Origin of the sequence: Flavobacterium araucananum (genome assembly GCF_002222055.1) — a bacterium.
GTDB classification, from domain to species: Bacteria; Bacteroidota; Bacteroidia; order Flavobacteriales; family Flavobacteriaceae; genus Flavobacterium; species Flavobacterium araucananum.
The window spans coordinates 34,423-49,948 of sequence record NZ_MUGS01000027.1 but is presented as its reverse complement, the minus strand read 5'-3'; the positions used below and the strand labels follow the sequence as shown (position 1 = coordinate 49,948).

The 15,526-nt window shown below is 37.1% G+C and carries 9 protein-coding genes; 6 read left to right on the top strand and 3 right to left on the bottom strand.

Annotation, left to right across the window (positions count from 1 at the left end; translation table 11 throughout):
• Nucleotides 1–120: 120 nt before the first annotated feature.
• The 3 genes from B0A64_RS13740 to B0A64_RS13730 are packed head-to-tail and all read right to left on the bottom strand — an operon-like array spanning nt 121 to nt 2,254.
• On the bottom strand, nt 121–984 hold the full coding sequence (locus B0A64_RS13740; RefSeq protein ID WP_089480095.1) for a nuclear transport factor 2 family protein: 864 nt from the start codon (nt 982–984) through the stop codon (nt 121–123).
• A gap of 2 nt (nt 985–986) precedes the next feature.
• On the bottom strand, nt 987–1,325 hold the full coding sequence (locus B0A64_RS13735) for a MoaF-related domain-containing protein (protein WP_262495539.1): 339 nt from the start codon (nt 1,323–1,325) through the stop codon (nt 987–989).
• A 56-nt stretch (nt 1,326–1,381) separates the two neighbouring features.
• On the bottom strand, nt 1,382–2,254 hold the full coding sequence (locus B0A64_RS13730; RefSeq protein ID WP_089480093.1) for a helix-turn-helix domain-containing protein: 873 nt from the start codon (nt 2,252–2,254) through the stop codon (nt 1,382–1,384).
• A 556-nt stretch (nt 2,255–2,810) separates the two neighbouring features.
• On the opposite strand from B0A64_RS13730, the gene B0A64_RS13725 reads away from it, so the two are divergent.
• The 6 genes from B0A64_RS13725 (at nt 2,811) to B0A64_RS13700 (ending at nt 15,229) form a co-directional block, all read left to right on the top strand.
• Nucleotides 2,811–3,359 carry an RNA polymerase sigma-70 factor gene (locus B0A64_RS13725; RefSeq protein ID WP_089480092.1) on the top strand — a complete coding sequence of 183 codons (549 nt, stop codon included), beginning with the start codon at nt 2,811–2,813 and terminating at the stop codon, nt 3,357–3,359.
• Between the two features lie 166 nt (nt 3,360–3,525).
• Nucleotides 3,526–4,665: a FecR family protein gene (locus B0A64_RS13720; protein ID WP_089480091.1), complete on the top strand. Its 1,140-nt coding sequence runs from the start codon at nt 3,526–3,528 to the stop codon at nt 4,663–4,665.
• Between the two features lie 340 nt (nt 4,666–5,005).
• Nucleotides 5,006–8,407 (top strand): SusC/RagA family TonB-linked outer membrane protein, encoded by a 3,402-nt coding sequence (locus B0A64_RS13715; RefSeq protein WP_089480090.1) that lies wholly within the window; start codon nt 5,006–5,008, stop codon nt 8,405–8,407.
• A 76-nt stretch (nt 8,408–8,483) separates the two neighbouring features.
• The gene (locus B0A64_RS13710; protein WP_165769815.1) at nt 8,484–9,845 is read left to right on the top strand and encodes a RagB/SusD family nutrient uptake outer membrane protein; all 1,362 of its coding nucleotides are present in this window, start codon (nt 8,484–8,486) and stop codon (nt 9,843–9,845) included.
• Nucleotides 9,846–10,182: 337 nt separating this feature from the next.
• A complete protein-coding gene (locus B0A64_RS13705) occupies nt 10,183–12,768 on the top strand; it encodes a zinc-dependent metalloprotease (RefSeq protein ID WP_089480088.1) in 2,586 nt (861 codons plus the stop codon).
• Nucleotides 12,769–12,790: 22 nt separating this feature from the next.
• The gene (locus B0A64_RS13700; RefSeq protein WP_123875919.1) at nt 12,791–15,229 is read left to right on the top strand and encodes a zinc-dependent metalloprotease; all 2,439 of its coding nucleotides are present in this window, start codon (nt 12,791–12,793) and stop codon (nt 15,227–15,229) included.
• Nucleotides 15,230–15,526: the final 297 nt, after the last annotated feature.

The following is a 15,526-nucleotide window of genomic DNA, read 5'->3' as shown; positions in this document are numbered from 1 at the left end:
CAACTAATCTACAAAGTTATCAATTCTATAAAAAAAAACTAACGATTTATTAACTGTGAAAGATAAAACAGAAAAAAGCCGCCTCCATAATAGAAGCGACTTTTACTAAAAAAAATCTATTTAGAATTTTCCGTTATTATTTTTCCAGTTTTCTTTTGCGGCAATTGGTTCAATTACATCCCAGTGTTCTGCAATTTTTCCATCTTCTACACGGAACAAATCATAAAAAGCATTGTAATCTTTACCAAAGTGCCCTTCACTAACCACAAGAACAAAGTTACCTTCGCCAAGCACCTGATGAATTTTATCGTATTTTAAAAAGATTCCCTGTTTGCCAAGAGCTTCAAGTGTGGCTCCAAGTCCTGATAGCTGGTCAGGAATATTTGGGTTATGCTGAATGTAATTATCTCCATTAAAGTAAGAAGCCAGTTTTTCCATTTTTCCGTTTACCAGAATATCATCAACAAAGTTTTTAACGAGTGCTTTGTTTGCGGCTGTTATGTCAAGGTCTTTAATTTCAGTAGCTCCGTCAATCATAGTATGCCCGCTGGGATTTGGCTTTGCGGTTTCTTGTAAGTTGTCCCAATGTTCAACTATTTTTCCATCTTCAAAACGGAAAATATCAAATCCGATTTTTGGTCCGAAAAAATTATAATCGGTATGTGTAAATACATAATCTCCATCCTGGAATGCTCTTACTGTATTTACTTTTGCTGATTTAGGAGGCAATGCCTGCAATAAATCGCCAAAGCCTGCAAGTCCATCGGCAACACCCAGATTGTGCTGAATGTATTTGTTTGGGTTGATATACCCTACAGGAGCAGCAGCACCTGTTTCGATTGCTTTAAGTAATTCAACTACTTTCTGTTTGTTGGTTATTTCCATTTTTTTATTTTTTTTAGTTTTTGAATTGGTTTTGTTTTGCGCCGTTGCTGATAATGCTGTTATTAAAATTAACGCTGCGCTAAGAATTATTCTTTTCATTTTTACAATTGTTTTAATGTGCCTTTTAGGTTGGTAAAATTGTTATCAGGATCAGTTATGTTGGTATAAACAATACCATTTTCAAAGTCTTCCAAATGTGTTACAGTCGTACCTGATTTTTCTTTCCAATAGATCATATAGACATTGGGTCTGATTTCTGTTTTGGTGATTGATACTGTTTCAAAAGCCCCGAATTCTTCATTGGTCAGCGCTTTCCATGTAAGTTGTGTTTCACTCTCAAAACTTAGTTCGAAGGCAAAATCTGCAAAATTTGCATGGAATTTTTTTCCGATAATTTCAATGGTATTTGACATTGCATTTGTTTTAAATTGACAATGCAAAGCTCAGCCAATTGCTAAAATTGGCAGCGGTAGAAATAATCCTTTATATGATACTTTTAGGCCGAAGTATGGCTTTCCCTAAATTCGACAGGGGTGTTATTGGAGTGTTTTCGGAAATATTTGATAAAATTAGTAGGCTCTTCAAAACCCAGCTCATAGCTGATTTCTTTGACATTTTCATTGGTGTGTGCCAGAAGTCGTTTGGCTTCGAGCATTACCCTGTCATCAATTATTTCTTTGGGTGTCTTGCCTAAAATTTTTGTAGTAGCCTGATTGAGTCTTTTTTCAGTAATAAGCAATTGTTTGGCGTAACTGCTCACTTGTTTTTGTGTTCTGAATGCCGTTTCTAAAAGATCTTTAAAAAGTACCATATAATCAAAATCTGCTCCTTTTTTTATTTGCGTAAAATTTTGTTTCTTAATCTCCCTCTCTGAGAGCAGGAGTAAATTATGGAGGTAGTTTCTCAGGATATCCGATTGATAATTATCTTTTTCTTTTTTGAATTCTGTTTCCAATAATTCAAACAGATCATTAAAATCAGAAGATATTTCCTTGAGTTCAATTTGTGAAACCGAAAGTAAGTTATTGAATAAAAGATTGGATTGCAGGGATTTTGAATCCAGCGGAGTCTTGCAAAAAAAGCTATCGGTAAACAAAAGCACCTTGCCATCGAAATCTCCATTCTTATCAAACTTCTGAACAGCATCTTTGTTTAAAAAAAGTACTGAGTTGGGCTTCACTTTTACGGGATTGAAATCAATAATATGCGTTGGACTCCCTTTTTGAAACCATAGGATATGGTAAAAATTTGTTCGGTGAGGGGCTGTTAACGTATCAACAAATTCACGATAGAGCTCTGCCATGCCAATGATTTCAAACTCTTGAGCGAGTCCTGATTTGAATTCATATTTCTCGATATTTGATGTCATTGGATGGTGGTAAATTGAATTGCAAAGTTATTAAAATTTCGAGTTCTTCTTAGTTTTGTATTTCAAATGACTGTTTTGAGTGGTTTTAGCGTTTTCTGAAAGAAACCTTGTCAGTATTATTTGATAAATTAAACTTTTCCCGAAAATATTTTAATAGTGTGCTTTTTTTATAAACATTTAAAAAAAAAGCCACTTAAAAAAGCAATTTCTGGGAATATCATAATTTGAGTTTTTATATTTATATGGTTTTTCCTGTGAAAATAAAAAACCTTGATTTTTGAGTTTTTTGTGCAATCAAAAATTTAATTACATTAGCACACAGAAAATAGAATTTCTGCTCTTTTTCCTAGCATATTTACTTTTAAAAGTGTGCTGCTGTCCCAATTAATCAAAAGAAAATTATAGAATTCGGATACTTGCAAAGAGGTTAAACTCTGTAGAGTAACTCAAATGGTTTTTTATATTTCTTATTTAGCTGAAAGGTATTTAGATTGTTGAAAATCTAATTTTTAATTGGACTTAAATATAAGGTTTGCTGTTAAGATTTTAAAATAAAATGAACAAAGATCATTCAAATACGGTTTCCGATGATGTGTTATTAAAACACATTTGTTTGCATGATGATCATGGTTCATTTACTATGCTTTATGATCGCTATTGGAATAAAGCTCTCGCCATTGCCTATAATTTAACCAAAGACAAATCAGTTGCTAAGGATATTGTTCAGGATGTGTTTATTAGTTTTTGGAACCGTCGTACAACGCTTGAAATTAATAATTTTGATTCTTATTTGGCCACGTCTTTAAAATTCTCGGTATTTTCTCATTTTGAAAAAGAACGCAGAAGACGAATTATCCGCGAGGAAAAACTGGAGATTAAACAAGAAGCAATTCTCGATGAGCAGATTGAATCGATGTTTACTACTGATTATTTTTCAAATCTCCTGGAGCATCTTCCTGAAAAATGCAAATTAGTGGTGCAGTACAGTCGAATAGAAGACATGAAAAATGCTGAGATTGCCAAGACTATGAATATTTCAGAGAAAACCGTTGAGGGGCATTTAACTAAAGGACTTAAAATTATTCGAAATAAATTCAGATATTAAAAAAGACCGTATTCTTCACATTATCAGGTTTTTTTTTGCTTTCTGGTAATGATTATTTAAATAAAAAATAACTTTTTTTTTACCTGAGCAAGGGTAATAGATCTTCTTAAAGGACTTAACTATAGAAACATGTACAGCATTAGCTTGTACAGTCTAGAGCATTATTATGAGTCCTGAAAATATAGAAGAATTAATTCACAAATATCTTACCGGTAGTGCCACTCTCCAAGAGCGGGAGTTACTGAATGCTTGGTATCAAAAGCAGCAAACTAATTCTCAGGAGTGGATTGCTGATTCTTTTGACGAGGAGCAAATTATCAAGAAAGAAATGTTTGCTGAAATTAATGCTGCAATTGCACCTGCAAAAGTGCGCAGTATTCGTCCTGTATATAAATATATTGCGGCCGCATCAGTAATTCTGTTAGTAGGATCCGTAACTTTTTTTCTCAATACTTCAAAACAGACAATTTCCAATGATGCTGCTGCAGTTGCGGCCACTAGTTTGCCCGGAGGTACAAACGGAGCTGTTTTAACATTGGCTAACGGAGAAAAAGTGCAATTAAGCTCCACTACTTTAAACAAAACCAGTTTAGGAAAAGCACCGGGAATCAGCAGTTATAATGATAGTATTCTAAGGTATAAAGATCTAAAAAATCAGGCAAGCAAAGAAATAGCTTACAACACTTTAACAACACCTTATGGCCGCCAGTTCTCACTGGTTTTATCAGATGGAACTAAAGTGTATATGAATGCAGGTTCAACACTTGAATATCCTGTTGTTTTTCAAGGTTCTGAGCGTTTAGTCAAACTTACAGGAGAAGCCTATTTTGAAGTGGTTCACAACAGTAAGGTTCCTTTTAGGGTCAAGGTGAAAGACCAGATAATTGAAGATATCGGAACGGCGTTTAATGTTAATGCCTATAATGATGAAAGGCTGGCTTCAGTGACCCTTGTAGAGGGAAGTGTAAAAGTCAAAAAGAAGCAAAGCGAAGTTATTATAAATCCAGGCCAGCAGGCTGTCACTAGTGAATCAAATAATGATATAGCCGTAAAAGAGGCTGATTTTGATTCGGCTCTTGCTTGGAAAAATGGTCTGTTTCATTTCAAAGACCTTCAGTTAGATGTAGTGCTCAAACAAATTGCGCGCTGGTATAATCTGGAGATTGAATATCAGGGCGGAATTCCTTCTAAGACTATTAATGGGGAAATTTACAGGAATATGGATGGTGTACAAGTACTGGCTGTTTTGAAAAATTTGGGAGTAAATTATAAACTCGAAGGAAATAAACTAATTGTAAAAAAATAGGGGATAGTAGTTTTTCATTTCGGCATAATGACCTTGAAAATTATGGAAATAGTAGTTGAAGAATATAGTTTGGTCTTAATCGTAATTCAAGTTTTACATCTTGTTTTTTGGGTCTTTGTTATTTACTTTTTAACAAAAATACTACGAAAGAAATTATCAAAAAAAAATAGTAACATAAAATAGCAATTGTATGATATAGAGATTTTTAATTACAGATTAAAACTATTTATAAAAAAGAACCGCAATAGTGTTGGAACCACTATCACGGTTTTCAAATAGGATTAATTAATTTCCTGCAAGAGGAAAAATTATTAACCATAAGTAATCAAAACCAAAATTAATGAAATTTATTTATCAACCTATAATTTATCGGCCTATTTTAGGCGGTAAAATAGTAAGTAATCCTTTTGGGGGCCTCTTAGGAAAGATAGCTTTAATGCTATTTCTGTTTCTGTCCTTTCAAAATTTAAATGCTCAGAATGCTGGAACAATTAATTTGAATTTCAAGAGCAAACCCTTACCAGCAGTACTTAAATCAATTAAGAACCAATCCGGTTATGTCTTTATCACCGGTGATGTCGACTTAAATAAATACTATATTACTGTACAGTTAAAAAATGCGACAATCGAGCAAGCCTTAGATGCCTTTATGGGGAGCCAGGGACTGGACTATAAGATTGTGAATAAAACGATAGTTATTACTAAAGCTCCGGACAGGAATACCAAAATAGATACTAACTCAAATGTTATTCCAACTTTGACCGGACAGGTATTAAGGCCGGATGGTTCAGCATTCCAAGGAGCAACAGCTTCAATTAAAGATACTTATATGGGGGTTGTTACCGATGATGCTGGATTTTTTGTTCTAAATGATGTACCTGTAAATGCAAAAATTGTGATTTCTTTTATGGGGTTTACCGATAAGGAGATTGCTGTGGCAGGCAGATCGGAACTTCCTGTCACAAAACTGGAAGAAAAGGTAAGTGCATTAGATGAAGTTAAAGTACTGGCTTACGGTATTACCACCAGTAATCGATTTGCTACGGGCTCTTCTGTAAAGATCACCAGTAAAGATATTGAAAAACAGCCTGTAGGCAATGTGATGCAGGCCTTGCAGGGAAGAGTGGCAGGCCTTGTGATTAATCAGACCAGCGGATTGCATGGCGCAGACATTAATGTGGAGATTCGAGGACAAAATTCTATGGATGCCGGAGGGATTAATACCAATACGCTCAAGAATGTACCTTTATATATTGTAGACGGGATTGCTTATCCGGGCGCTGCTATCAACCAGCAGTCATCAAGTAAAGATTCGAATGGAAATTATACGTATCTCTCGGGCCCAAATGGAAACGGAAGTCCATTGTCTGCCATCAATCCAAAGGACATTGAAAGTATTGAGATATTGAAAGATGCAAATGCCACTGCAATTTATGGCTCAAGAGGAGCCAATGGTGTTGTCCTGATCACAACCAAGAAAGGAAAAGTCGGAAAACCAACTGTTTCTGTAGATTTCAACAGTGGTATATCAATTGTAAATACCAGTATGGAAGCGCTAAGTTTAAGTGATTACCTGACCCTGCGAAGACAGGCATTTGCCAACGACAATAGAACACCGACAACAGGTAATGCGCCGGATTTAACATTATGGAGCCAGACAGAGGGGCAGGATTTTAAAAAACTTTTAATTGGTGATCCGGCCAAGACCTATTCTACCAATCTTTCAGTATCGGGAGGGAACAATGGATTCACCTTTATGCTTTCGGGTAATTACGGCCGAACAGGTTCTGTTTTTGATGACAACCGCTCCTCAAAGAACTATGGATATCATTTTAACTCCAGTTATACAAGCCCTGATGAGAAGTTTGTGGCCACGCTCTCTTTAATGACGGGTGTTAGTGACAGTAATTTGGCAGGTGCTAATTATTACAGGAATGTATATTCATTACCGCCCAATTTTCCACTATATAATCCCGATGGATCTTTGTATTGGTGGTCAAAAGGCATTCCTAATATTGCAAATCCATTGTCTAATCTTAACAATACCTACGAGAATAAAATTAATTCAAGTAATACCAGTTTGAACTTGAGATATAATATCAATTCGAATTTAAACGTATCGGTCAATGGAGGATTTAACAGGTCACAATCCACTCAGAGCTCTTTAAGTCCGAGTACAGCCGGAAATCCAAGTAACCCTTATTTTAATCCTGGTGCTACGTATTCAGAATCTGTTAATCAAAACATTGTCGTTGAGCCACAAATTAATTACAGCAAAACCTTAGGTAAAGGTTCATTTAGTGCACTGGTAGGGGCAACCTATCAGCAGACAACAAATGAACAGCCCTTTTATGTTGTCGCCTCAGGATTTCCTTCAGATTTATATTTGTCGAATCTTTCCATGGCAACAGATTATACGGTTCGTAATGGAAATAATTCCTATAAGTATGCGTCTGTTTTTGCAAGTGTGAATTATATGTATAAAGAACGTTATATTATTAATGGTAATTTCAGGCGTGATGGCTCGTCTAAGTTTGGATCCAATAATTTATACAGCAACTTTGGATCCGTTGGAGCAGCCTGGATTTATACCAGTGAAAAATTCTTAGCGGATAGACCTGAATGGTTCAGTTTTGGTAAGATTAGAAGCAGCTACGGGGTTGTGGGCAGTGACAATGTAGAGAACTATTCTTTCCTATCCACCTATGTCAATAACTCATCAAGTATTTATTACTCTGGAATTAAAGGTGTGGTTCCTTCAAGGTTAGCAAATCCAGATTACCAATGGGAATTATCAAAAAAGTTAGAAATAGCGGCGGATTTTGGCTTTTTCAAAGATCGTTTGCTGCTTAGCTTTGCTTATTATAACAACAGGACAGGGAATCAGTTGTTAGATTATCCTCTGCCAACACAAACCGGTTTCAACTCTTATGTTGCCAATCTTAATGCCACAGTTGAAAATTCGGGAGTAGAAATCGTTGTAAGCTCTACCAATATAGAAACCAATAAGTTCAAGTGGTCTACTGCAGCCAATATCAGTTTTGTAAAAAATATACTAGTGTCATTCCCTGGACTCGATTCATCACCTTATGCCTATAATTATGTGGTTGGAAGACCAACAAGCTCTTTGAATCTTTTGCACTACACAGGAAATGACGCGAACGGCAGACCTACATTTGAAGATGTAAATAAAGACGGAATCATTACTCCTGCCATAAAAACAGATACAGGTGTTGGAGATCAGGTCTATAAAGGGAAATCAACTCCTGATTTTTATGGTGGACTTGCCAATACCCTTAAATATGATAATTTTCAACTTGACTTTTCTTTTACGTTCACTGTTGGGGCTAAGAGTCTTGGAATATTATCTGAACTGAACACACCTCCGGGAAATCTTGCCAATACGCCAAAAGCAGTAGTGGAGGCTATGAGGGATCTGGGATTGGAAAAATTGTATACCACTAATGCATTTTCCACTGACTATAACCTGCTTAGGAGTTCTGATGCCTTACTGCAGAGTAACTCTTATGCCAGATTAACCAATGTAGCACTGTCCTATAATTTTCCTGAGGAGCTTGCCAAGCGGATGAAAATGTCAGGGATTCGTGCTTATGCACAAGGGCAAAACCTGTTTTTAATAAGTCTTTCGGGAAAAAAGTATTCAGGAGTGGATCCGGAAACCGGCGTGACATCAGTTCCACCGTTGCAGGCTTTTGTTGCAGGATTGCAATTTTCATTTTAATCAATAAAACAACACTAGTATGAGAAATTATAATTTCATTTCATATAAAAACATATGTATTGTCTCACTGCTATTGATGACGGCTTTGCTGTTTGTAAGCTGTGATGATTTGGTGGAGATTGATCCTCCTAAGACAGAGGTACTGGATACTGATGTGTTTAAAACTGATGCAAGTGCAAATTCGGCCTTAGTGGGGATGTACAGTAGTATGGTCACGGATGCCAATATCCTCAATATTGGGTTTGGAGCCAGCCTTTCTGCTGATGAGACTGATCCGGTGAATGCCAATGATTTTATGTACGTTAATTTCGGGACAAACGATTTAACTTCTGCAGATTTTGGAGCTTCAAATTATTGGGACCGTCTGTATAAAGTAATCTACCAGGCCAATAGTATTATCGATAACAGCACAAAATCAACAGGTATGAGTGCTGCAGGAAAATCAAGTCTTATCGCTGAGGCAAAATTTACCAGGGCGCTCAATTACTTTTATCTGGTTAATATGTTTGGTCCGGTGCCGCTGGCTGTAAGTTCAGATGTCAAAGTGACTATGGCCTTAGCTAGAGCTTCCACTGCGGATGTTTATACTCAGATTATTTCTGATTTAACTGATGCCGAAGCAAACCTTCCTAGTGATTATAGCAGTTATGAAGGTAAAAGGGACAGACCTGTTAAAAGTGCGGCCAGCGCTTTACTGGCCAAAGTGTATTTATATACAGGAGACTATGTGAATGCAGAAAAAAAAGCTGCTGAAGTAATCACCAATTCGGGCTTGTATGAATTACTGCCTAAAGAACAGATTGATAATGTTTTTTTAAAAGACAGCAGGGAAAATATTTTCGGATTAAACACAGAGACAGAGACTGGACATTTTCTAACTTATGAGGACTATTATTATCTGTATGGTTCCCTATACAATAGTTCCGGGCCTGTTTATGTTTTGACCTCTTCGCTTGCCGGTGCATTTGAAGCCGGAGATCTCAGAAAAACAGCATGGACAGGTACATTTAATTTTGATGGCACTGACTATTATTACAGTAGTAAATACAAAAGTGCTGACGGAACAAGTTCTGCTTTGGAATATTCGATTGTCCTGCGCTTATCTGAATTATACCTCATAAGAGCAGAGGCCCGGGCAATGCAGAATAATAGTGCAGGTGCCAGAGATGATTTGAATGCCATTCGTAATAGGGCCGGACTGGCGGATAATGAATCTGCTTCCCAGTCGGATCTTCTCGATGCCATTATACAGGAAAAAAGAATTGAATTATTTCTGGAATATGGCAACCGATGGTTTGACTTGAAAAGAACCAAACGTGTTGATGCCGTTATAGGGGCTCTGAAACCAGGCTCCTGGCAATCTACCGATGCATTATATCCTATTCCTCTGGATCAGATTAAAAGGGCCCCCCAATTAACACAGAATGATGGCTACTAGTAAAATTCAGTTCTGAATTTTATTTTTCAAACCCTATAGAGAGTTTAAAGAGAGGTCATGACTAATTGCATAGAATCTTTAGGGATTCTATGCAATGTTCTACAGAAAACTTAAAAAAAAAGAAGGTAGATAAAGCAGCCCAACGGCGTGCAGGTGTATTACTATGGTCTAAATATTACCTTTTTTTTTGGAGTATAACTATTTAATAAAAAATTAAGAAGCAGTAACAATAACCGCTTAAAATATCTTTTGCAAGCAGCTTTAATCAACGTACCGATTCCTGATTTGGACTGGTTCTACCGTTTGATTAAAATTTATTTGCTACAAACAAATTATTATGAAAAATTTCAAAATTAGCCGGAACTTTCTGGTAACCTTACTGTGTATTGTAGGGATCAACAGCACTTTTTCACAGACTGATAAAAAAAGTTCTAAAAAAGAAAAAGCAGGTAAAAATGCCTCTAAAACCGACTCGATTCCGGACTTCAATAAACCACAACCCTATGACAAGGTCATTTCTTCTGACGCCAAACTTTCTAAAGGGGTGTTTGTTGTTGCCAAAGTAAAAGAACGTTATTATTTTGAGATCCCCAATGAGGTCTTAGATCGTGATTTCCAGGTAACCAGCCGCATTGGTAAAGGACCTGCGGTGTTTCAGAAAGTACCGGAGGGATCTGCGGGAAAGCTCTTGGAAAGCACGCAGATTCGTTTTACTAAAGCCCCGAATGATAAATTGTTTGTAAAACGTTTTGTGTATGATCAGGTCGCAACGGACAGTTCTGATAACGGACTTTACAGGACGCTAAAAGTAAATGACCTGCAGCCTGTTATGACGGCATTTGATATTAAAGCCTACGGTAAAAACTCTCTTGTTATTGATGTCACGGATTATATCAATAGCGATTTGGGAATTTTTACCGGTAAATTGAAAGATATATTTCAGACAACTGCGTTTCAGGCAGACCGCTCTTATATCAATAGTATAGAAGCTCTGCCAACAAGTGTGGAAGTATTTACGGTAAAGACTTATGAGGATAACAATAAATCTTATCTGACCACCGAAGTAAACACCTCTTTTTTATTACTGCCAAAAGAAACAATGCGCATCCGCTATTCCGATGAAAGGATCGGATACAGCACCCTTCTCAGAACTGATTTGGACCAAGACCCCCAGAGAATTAAAAAAGTTGAAATCATAAACAGATGGCGCTTAGAACCAAAGGTTGAAGATAAAGAGCGTTATGCTAAGGGTGAACTGGTAGATCCACAAAAACCGATTGTTTTTTATATTAATCCAACAACACCGAAGAAATGGGTGCCTTATATTAAAAGGGCGGTAAGTGACTGGCAGGCGGCTTTTGAAAAGGCGGGTTTTAAAAATGCGATCTATGCCAAAGAAGCCACTATCAGCGACAGCATCTGGAATGCAAAAAACGGAGGTTTCAACACCATTAATTATGCTCCGAATATGGGCAGTGACATATCGCAAAATGTCACCATTGATCCTCGAAGCGGTGAGATACTGCAGGCCAATATCCAAATCAATCACAATGTACTTTTTGCTCTGTACGGCACCTATTTGGTGCAGGCAGGCGCCATTGATAAAAGAGCCCAGAATAGAGCATATAGTGATGATTTGATGGGGGAATTAATGCGTGTAGAGCTTACTGCCCAAGTGGGTAGTACATTGGGTCTGTTAAAAAATGCCGGCGCGGCATCCACTGTTGCCATTGCAAAACTCAGGGATAAACAATGGACTTCCAAACATGGCATCAGCCCTTCGATCATGCAGAATACATTGTTTAATTATGTGGCACAGCCTGAAGATAATATTACAGAAAATGGAATTCTCGGACGCATTGGCGATTATGATAAATGGGCCATTTTCTGGGGATATAAAATTCACCCTGATTTGAAAAATCTAATACAAGAACGTACTTATCTGCGTCAAATACTCACCGACAGCCTTAAGGTAAATCCTCAATTGTATTATGGTGTGCAGCCTAAAGATAATGATCCTGTTACTGATCCAAGAAACCAGACTAACAGTTTAGGTACTAATACTGTTGAATCTAGCAGGTTAGGGATTAAAAATTTAAAAATAATATTGTCTAATCTGCCAAAATGGACCCTGAATAAAGAGGAATTATATGCTCCAACGGGCGGTCAGATTGGATATAGTTACGGATATGTGGTATCCCAGTACCGCACCTATCTGGAGAATGTATCGAATATTTTGGGCACCTACTATTACAATCCTCACGATTCGGGATCAACCCAGAAGACATTCAGCTGTGTGCCTTTAGAGGAGCAGAAAAAAGCGATGACTTTTTTAACAACTGAAATATTTGACAAACAGGGACCACAGTGGCTTATAGATGAGAACATCACCAAATTGACAATTGATATCCCTTATAATAATGATATGTACAGCATTGGTGCAAACCTGCTGGTACAGGTAATGCTTGATTTTAAAAAACTAAAGAAAATAAACATTATTGCAGAACGATTTGGAGCAGAAAACACCTATTCGCTGGTTTCCTATTTAAATGATCTTGACAAGGGAGTTTGGTCGGAATTAAATACCCCGCAAAAGGTAAGCAGTTATCATATGCTTTTACAAAAAATGTACCTAAAGGCAAGCAATGTCATTCTTGATACTCCCCGTGATATAAATAGTGCCACCACTATTGCCATTACAAGAGGTCATCTGCTTGATCTAAAACAGAGGGTTATGGGTACTTTGAAGATCACTACAGATAAAAATTCAAAGACGCACTATTGGGATGTAATAGCAGAGATCAACAAACTGACAAATCCAAAAAGAGTAATTCCAGCGCCTGCCTTACCTGCTAATCCAGAGGCGAAGAAAGCTCTTCATCAAGGGGTAAGTGAACTGGAAAAAGAGTCTGTTGAATATTAAGTTAATCTTGAAACAAATTATTATGTTACGCAAAAATATTTTATACGCGCTTTTAATTCTACTGCCTTTTTATTTATCGGCTCAGGTAATTCCACCGCCTTCATCCCCGGGTAATTTACCTAAGGTAGCTGTAGACCCTGTACCTTTTGAGAAGCTTATCACCCCTGAATCAAAAAGCGTTATGGGGATGATAAATGTTTATACAGTAAAGGACCGTTATTATTTTGAAATCAAAGACTCCATTTTAAACAGGCCTATATTGGTATTGAATCGTATTGTGCAATCTTCTGCTGCCATAGACAAAGCAAAAGAAGGCTATGCCGGCGAGGAGATGGGAGAAAACACGATAATGTTTCGCAAAGGAAATGATAAAAAGATTTTTATAACTTCTTTTATCACCAATGACCGTTCATTGGATTCCAGCGAAAATGGATTAAAAAGAGAATTGGACCTTAATAACACGCCGGGGATTTTAATGTCTTTTGATGTCAAGGCCTATGGGGCAAAAAAAAACTCGACTCTTATTGATGTAACAGATTTATTATCGGGGAACAGCCGGATTATATCAGGCGCGTCTTTTAATGAAAAAGCGTTTCAGCCTGATAAATCCTATGTGGATAAAATCCAGTCTTTTCCCATCAATACAGAAATCCAGGGATACAAAACTTATGGAATAGGGTCAAAAGACAGTACTATGACTGTTGTTTTAAATACTTCATTTTTGCTTTTACCAAAAAAGGCAATGCACGAGCGTTATAATGACCCAAGGGTAGGATACTTCAGCCCCTTTAATTTTGACTATGATAAAGATCCGAAATTTGCTTCTATGGTCGCTAAAATTTCACGCTGGAGATTAGAGCCAAAACCACAGGATATTGAAAAATATAAACGGGGAGAACTGGTCGAGCCAATAAAACCAATCCTTTTCTATATAGATCCGGCTACACCTAAAAGGTGGGTACCTTATCTGATAGCAGGTGTTAATGACTGGCAGGCTGCGTTTGAAAAAGCGGGTTTTAAAAATGCTATCAAAGCAATCGAAGTTTCCCAAAACGATACGGACTGGAATATGAATGATGCGCGTTACAGTGTCATTGTCTATATGCCTTCGCTTGATGCCAATGCTATGGGGCCATCTGTTATGGATGTTCGAAGCGGTGAGATAATTGCCTCACATGTGAGCTGGTACCACAATGTTATGACCCTTTTGCATGATTGGTATTTTTTGCAAGCCGGTACCATTGATAAAAATGCGCAGCATCAGGAATTCAGTGAGGAACTCATGGGACAGCTGATCCGTTTTGTATCCTCGCACGAGATAGGGCATACATTGGGGCTCGCTCATAATTTTGGTTCTTCTTCAACTGTTCCCGTTGAAAAGCTTCGCGATAAAAAATGGGTTGAAGAGAATGGTCATACCCCTTCGATAATGGATTATGCCCGATTCAATTATGTGGCACAACCCGAAGATAATATCTCTCAAAAGGGAATTTTCCCCAGGATAGGGGACTATGATAAATGGGCTGTTGAGTGGGGCTATCGTGTGTACCCTGATTTGAAGGATAAGAGGGAGGAAGCGAAATTACTTTTCAAAAAAATTACAGATACCCTTAAGGTAAATCCAAGACTGTACTTTGGTTCGCAAGAAATTTTTGGGATAACCGATCCGCGTCGTCAAAATGAAGATTTGAGCGATAATGTCATGGTCGCTAATTCTTATGGGATTAAAAATCTTAAAAGGATACTGCCTAATTTGCCTGAATGGTCTAAAATGCCTACAGATCAGTTTGGTGAAAGATCGGGGAACGGTTTAAAAAGAAGCTATTCCGCTTTACTGTCTCAACTCTCATTGTACCATTCCCATGTTGTCAATACCATAGGTAAAGGATATTCCACTTATACGGCAGTTGGTGATACAACAAAGGTTTTTAGTCTTGTTCCCAAAAGCAAGCAGAGAGAAGCACTGGCTTATTTAAACAAGCAGGTTTTCCATGAGGAACCAATCTGGCTGCAGCCCGATAATGTCCTTGATCAGGTTTGGATGCCGACAAAGGGTAAATTAACACAAAATATTGCCGGTAACATACTGCGTGATGTTTTAGACATGCAAAAAATGATGAATCTTGAAAGTGCTGCATTACTATATGGTGATAAAACCTATACACCACAAGATCTTTTTAAAGATTTGGACTATGGGGTATGGCCCGAACTTTCAACAGGTACAACGGTAGGCAATTATCATATGGCCTTACAGCAGCAATATATTTCATCATTGTTACTCGCCGTAACTACCCCTGCAGTGAATAATATTCCACTAAGCGGGGTGATCAGAGAACAATTATTGTCTTTAAAAAATAAAATTAAAATGACTTTACCAAAAATTAAGGACACCGCGACAAAATACCACTACAATGACATTTTGTTGCAAATCGCTTCTGTAGAAGAGGAAAGCATTAATTAAGATATTATGAAATTCGGATTTTTCATGGTTTTAGATTTTTTTGAATTAGTAAAAAGAAAAAGAAAAGACTTGTAGATAGTAATGGAAATCCTAAAAGAGCTGTTCGTAAGGACAGCTCTTTTTAATTTTCTATTAAGAGTTTATGTTTCACTATTTAGAGCTGAAAATTTGTGTTTTTAGTAAGATTTTAGTTAATATTGTAAGGGCCCTAGGATATTGCAGAGCTATAAATTAATTTAATTCCTGCTGCATTACTTTGAGTGTGCTTGCTTATTTATTAAGACTCTTTATAAGTGA

Excerpts from the sequence above, each read along its gene's own strand:
- B0A64_RS13720 (WP_089480091.1), top strand. The coding sequence starts at position 3,526 with ATGAGTCCTGAAAATATAGAAGAATTAATTCACAAATATCTTACCGGT.
- B0A64_RS13715 (WP_089480090.1), top strand. The coding sequence starts at position 5,006 with ATGAAATTTATTTATCAACCTATAATTTATCGGCCTATTTTAGGCGGT.
- B0A64_RS13705 (WP_089480088.1), top strand. The coding sequence starts at position 10,183 with ATGAAAAATTTCAAAATTAGCCGGAACTTTCTGGTAACCTTACTGTGT.
- B0A64_RS13700 (WP_123875919.1), top strand. The coding sequence starts at position 12,791 with ATGTTACGCAAAAATATTTTATACGCGCTTTTAATTCTACTGCCTTTT.
- B0A64_RS13710 (WP_165769815.1), top strand. The coding sequence starts at position 8,484 with ATGACGGCTTTGCTGTTTGTAAGCTGTGATGATTTGGTGGAGATTGAT.
- B0A64_RS13740 (WP_089480095.1), bottom strand. The coding sequence starts at position 984 with ATGAAAAGAATAATTCTTAGCGCAGCGTTAATTTTAATAACAGCATTA.
- B0A64_RS13730 (WP_089480093.1), bottom strand. The coding sequence starts at position 2,254 with ATGACATCAAATATCGAGAAATATGAATTCAAATCAGGACTCGCTCAA.
- B0A64_RS13725 (WP_089480092.1), top strand. The coding sequence starts at position 2,811 with ATGAACAAAGATCATTCAAATACGGTTTCCGATGATGTGTTATTAAAA.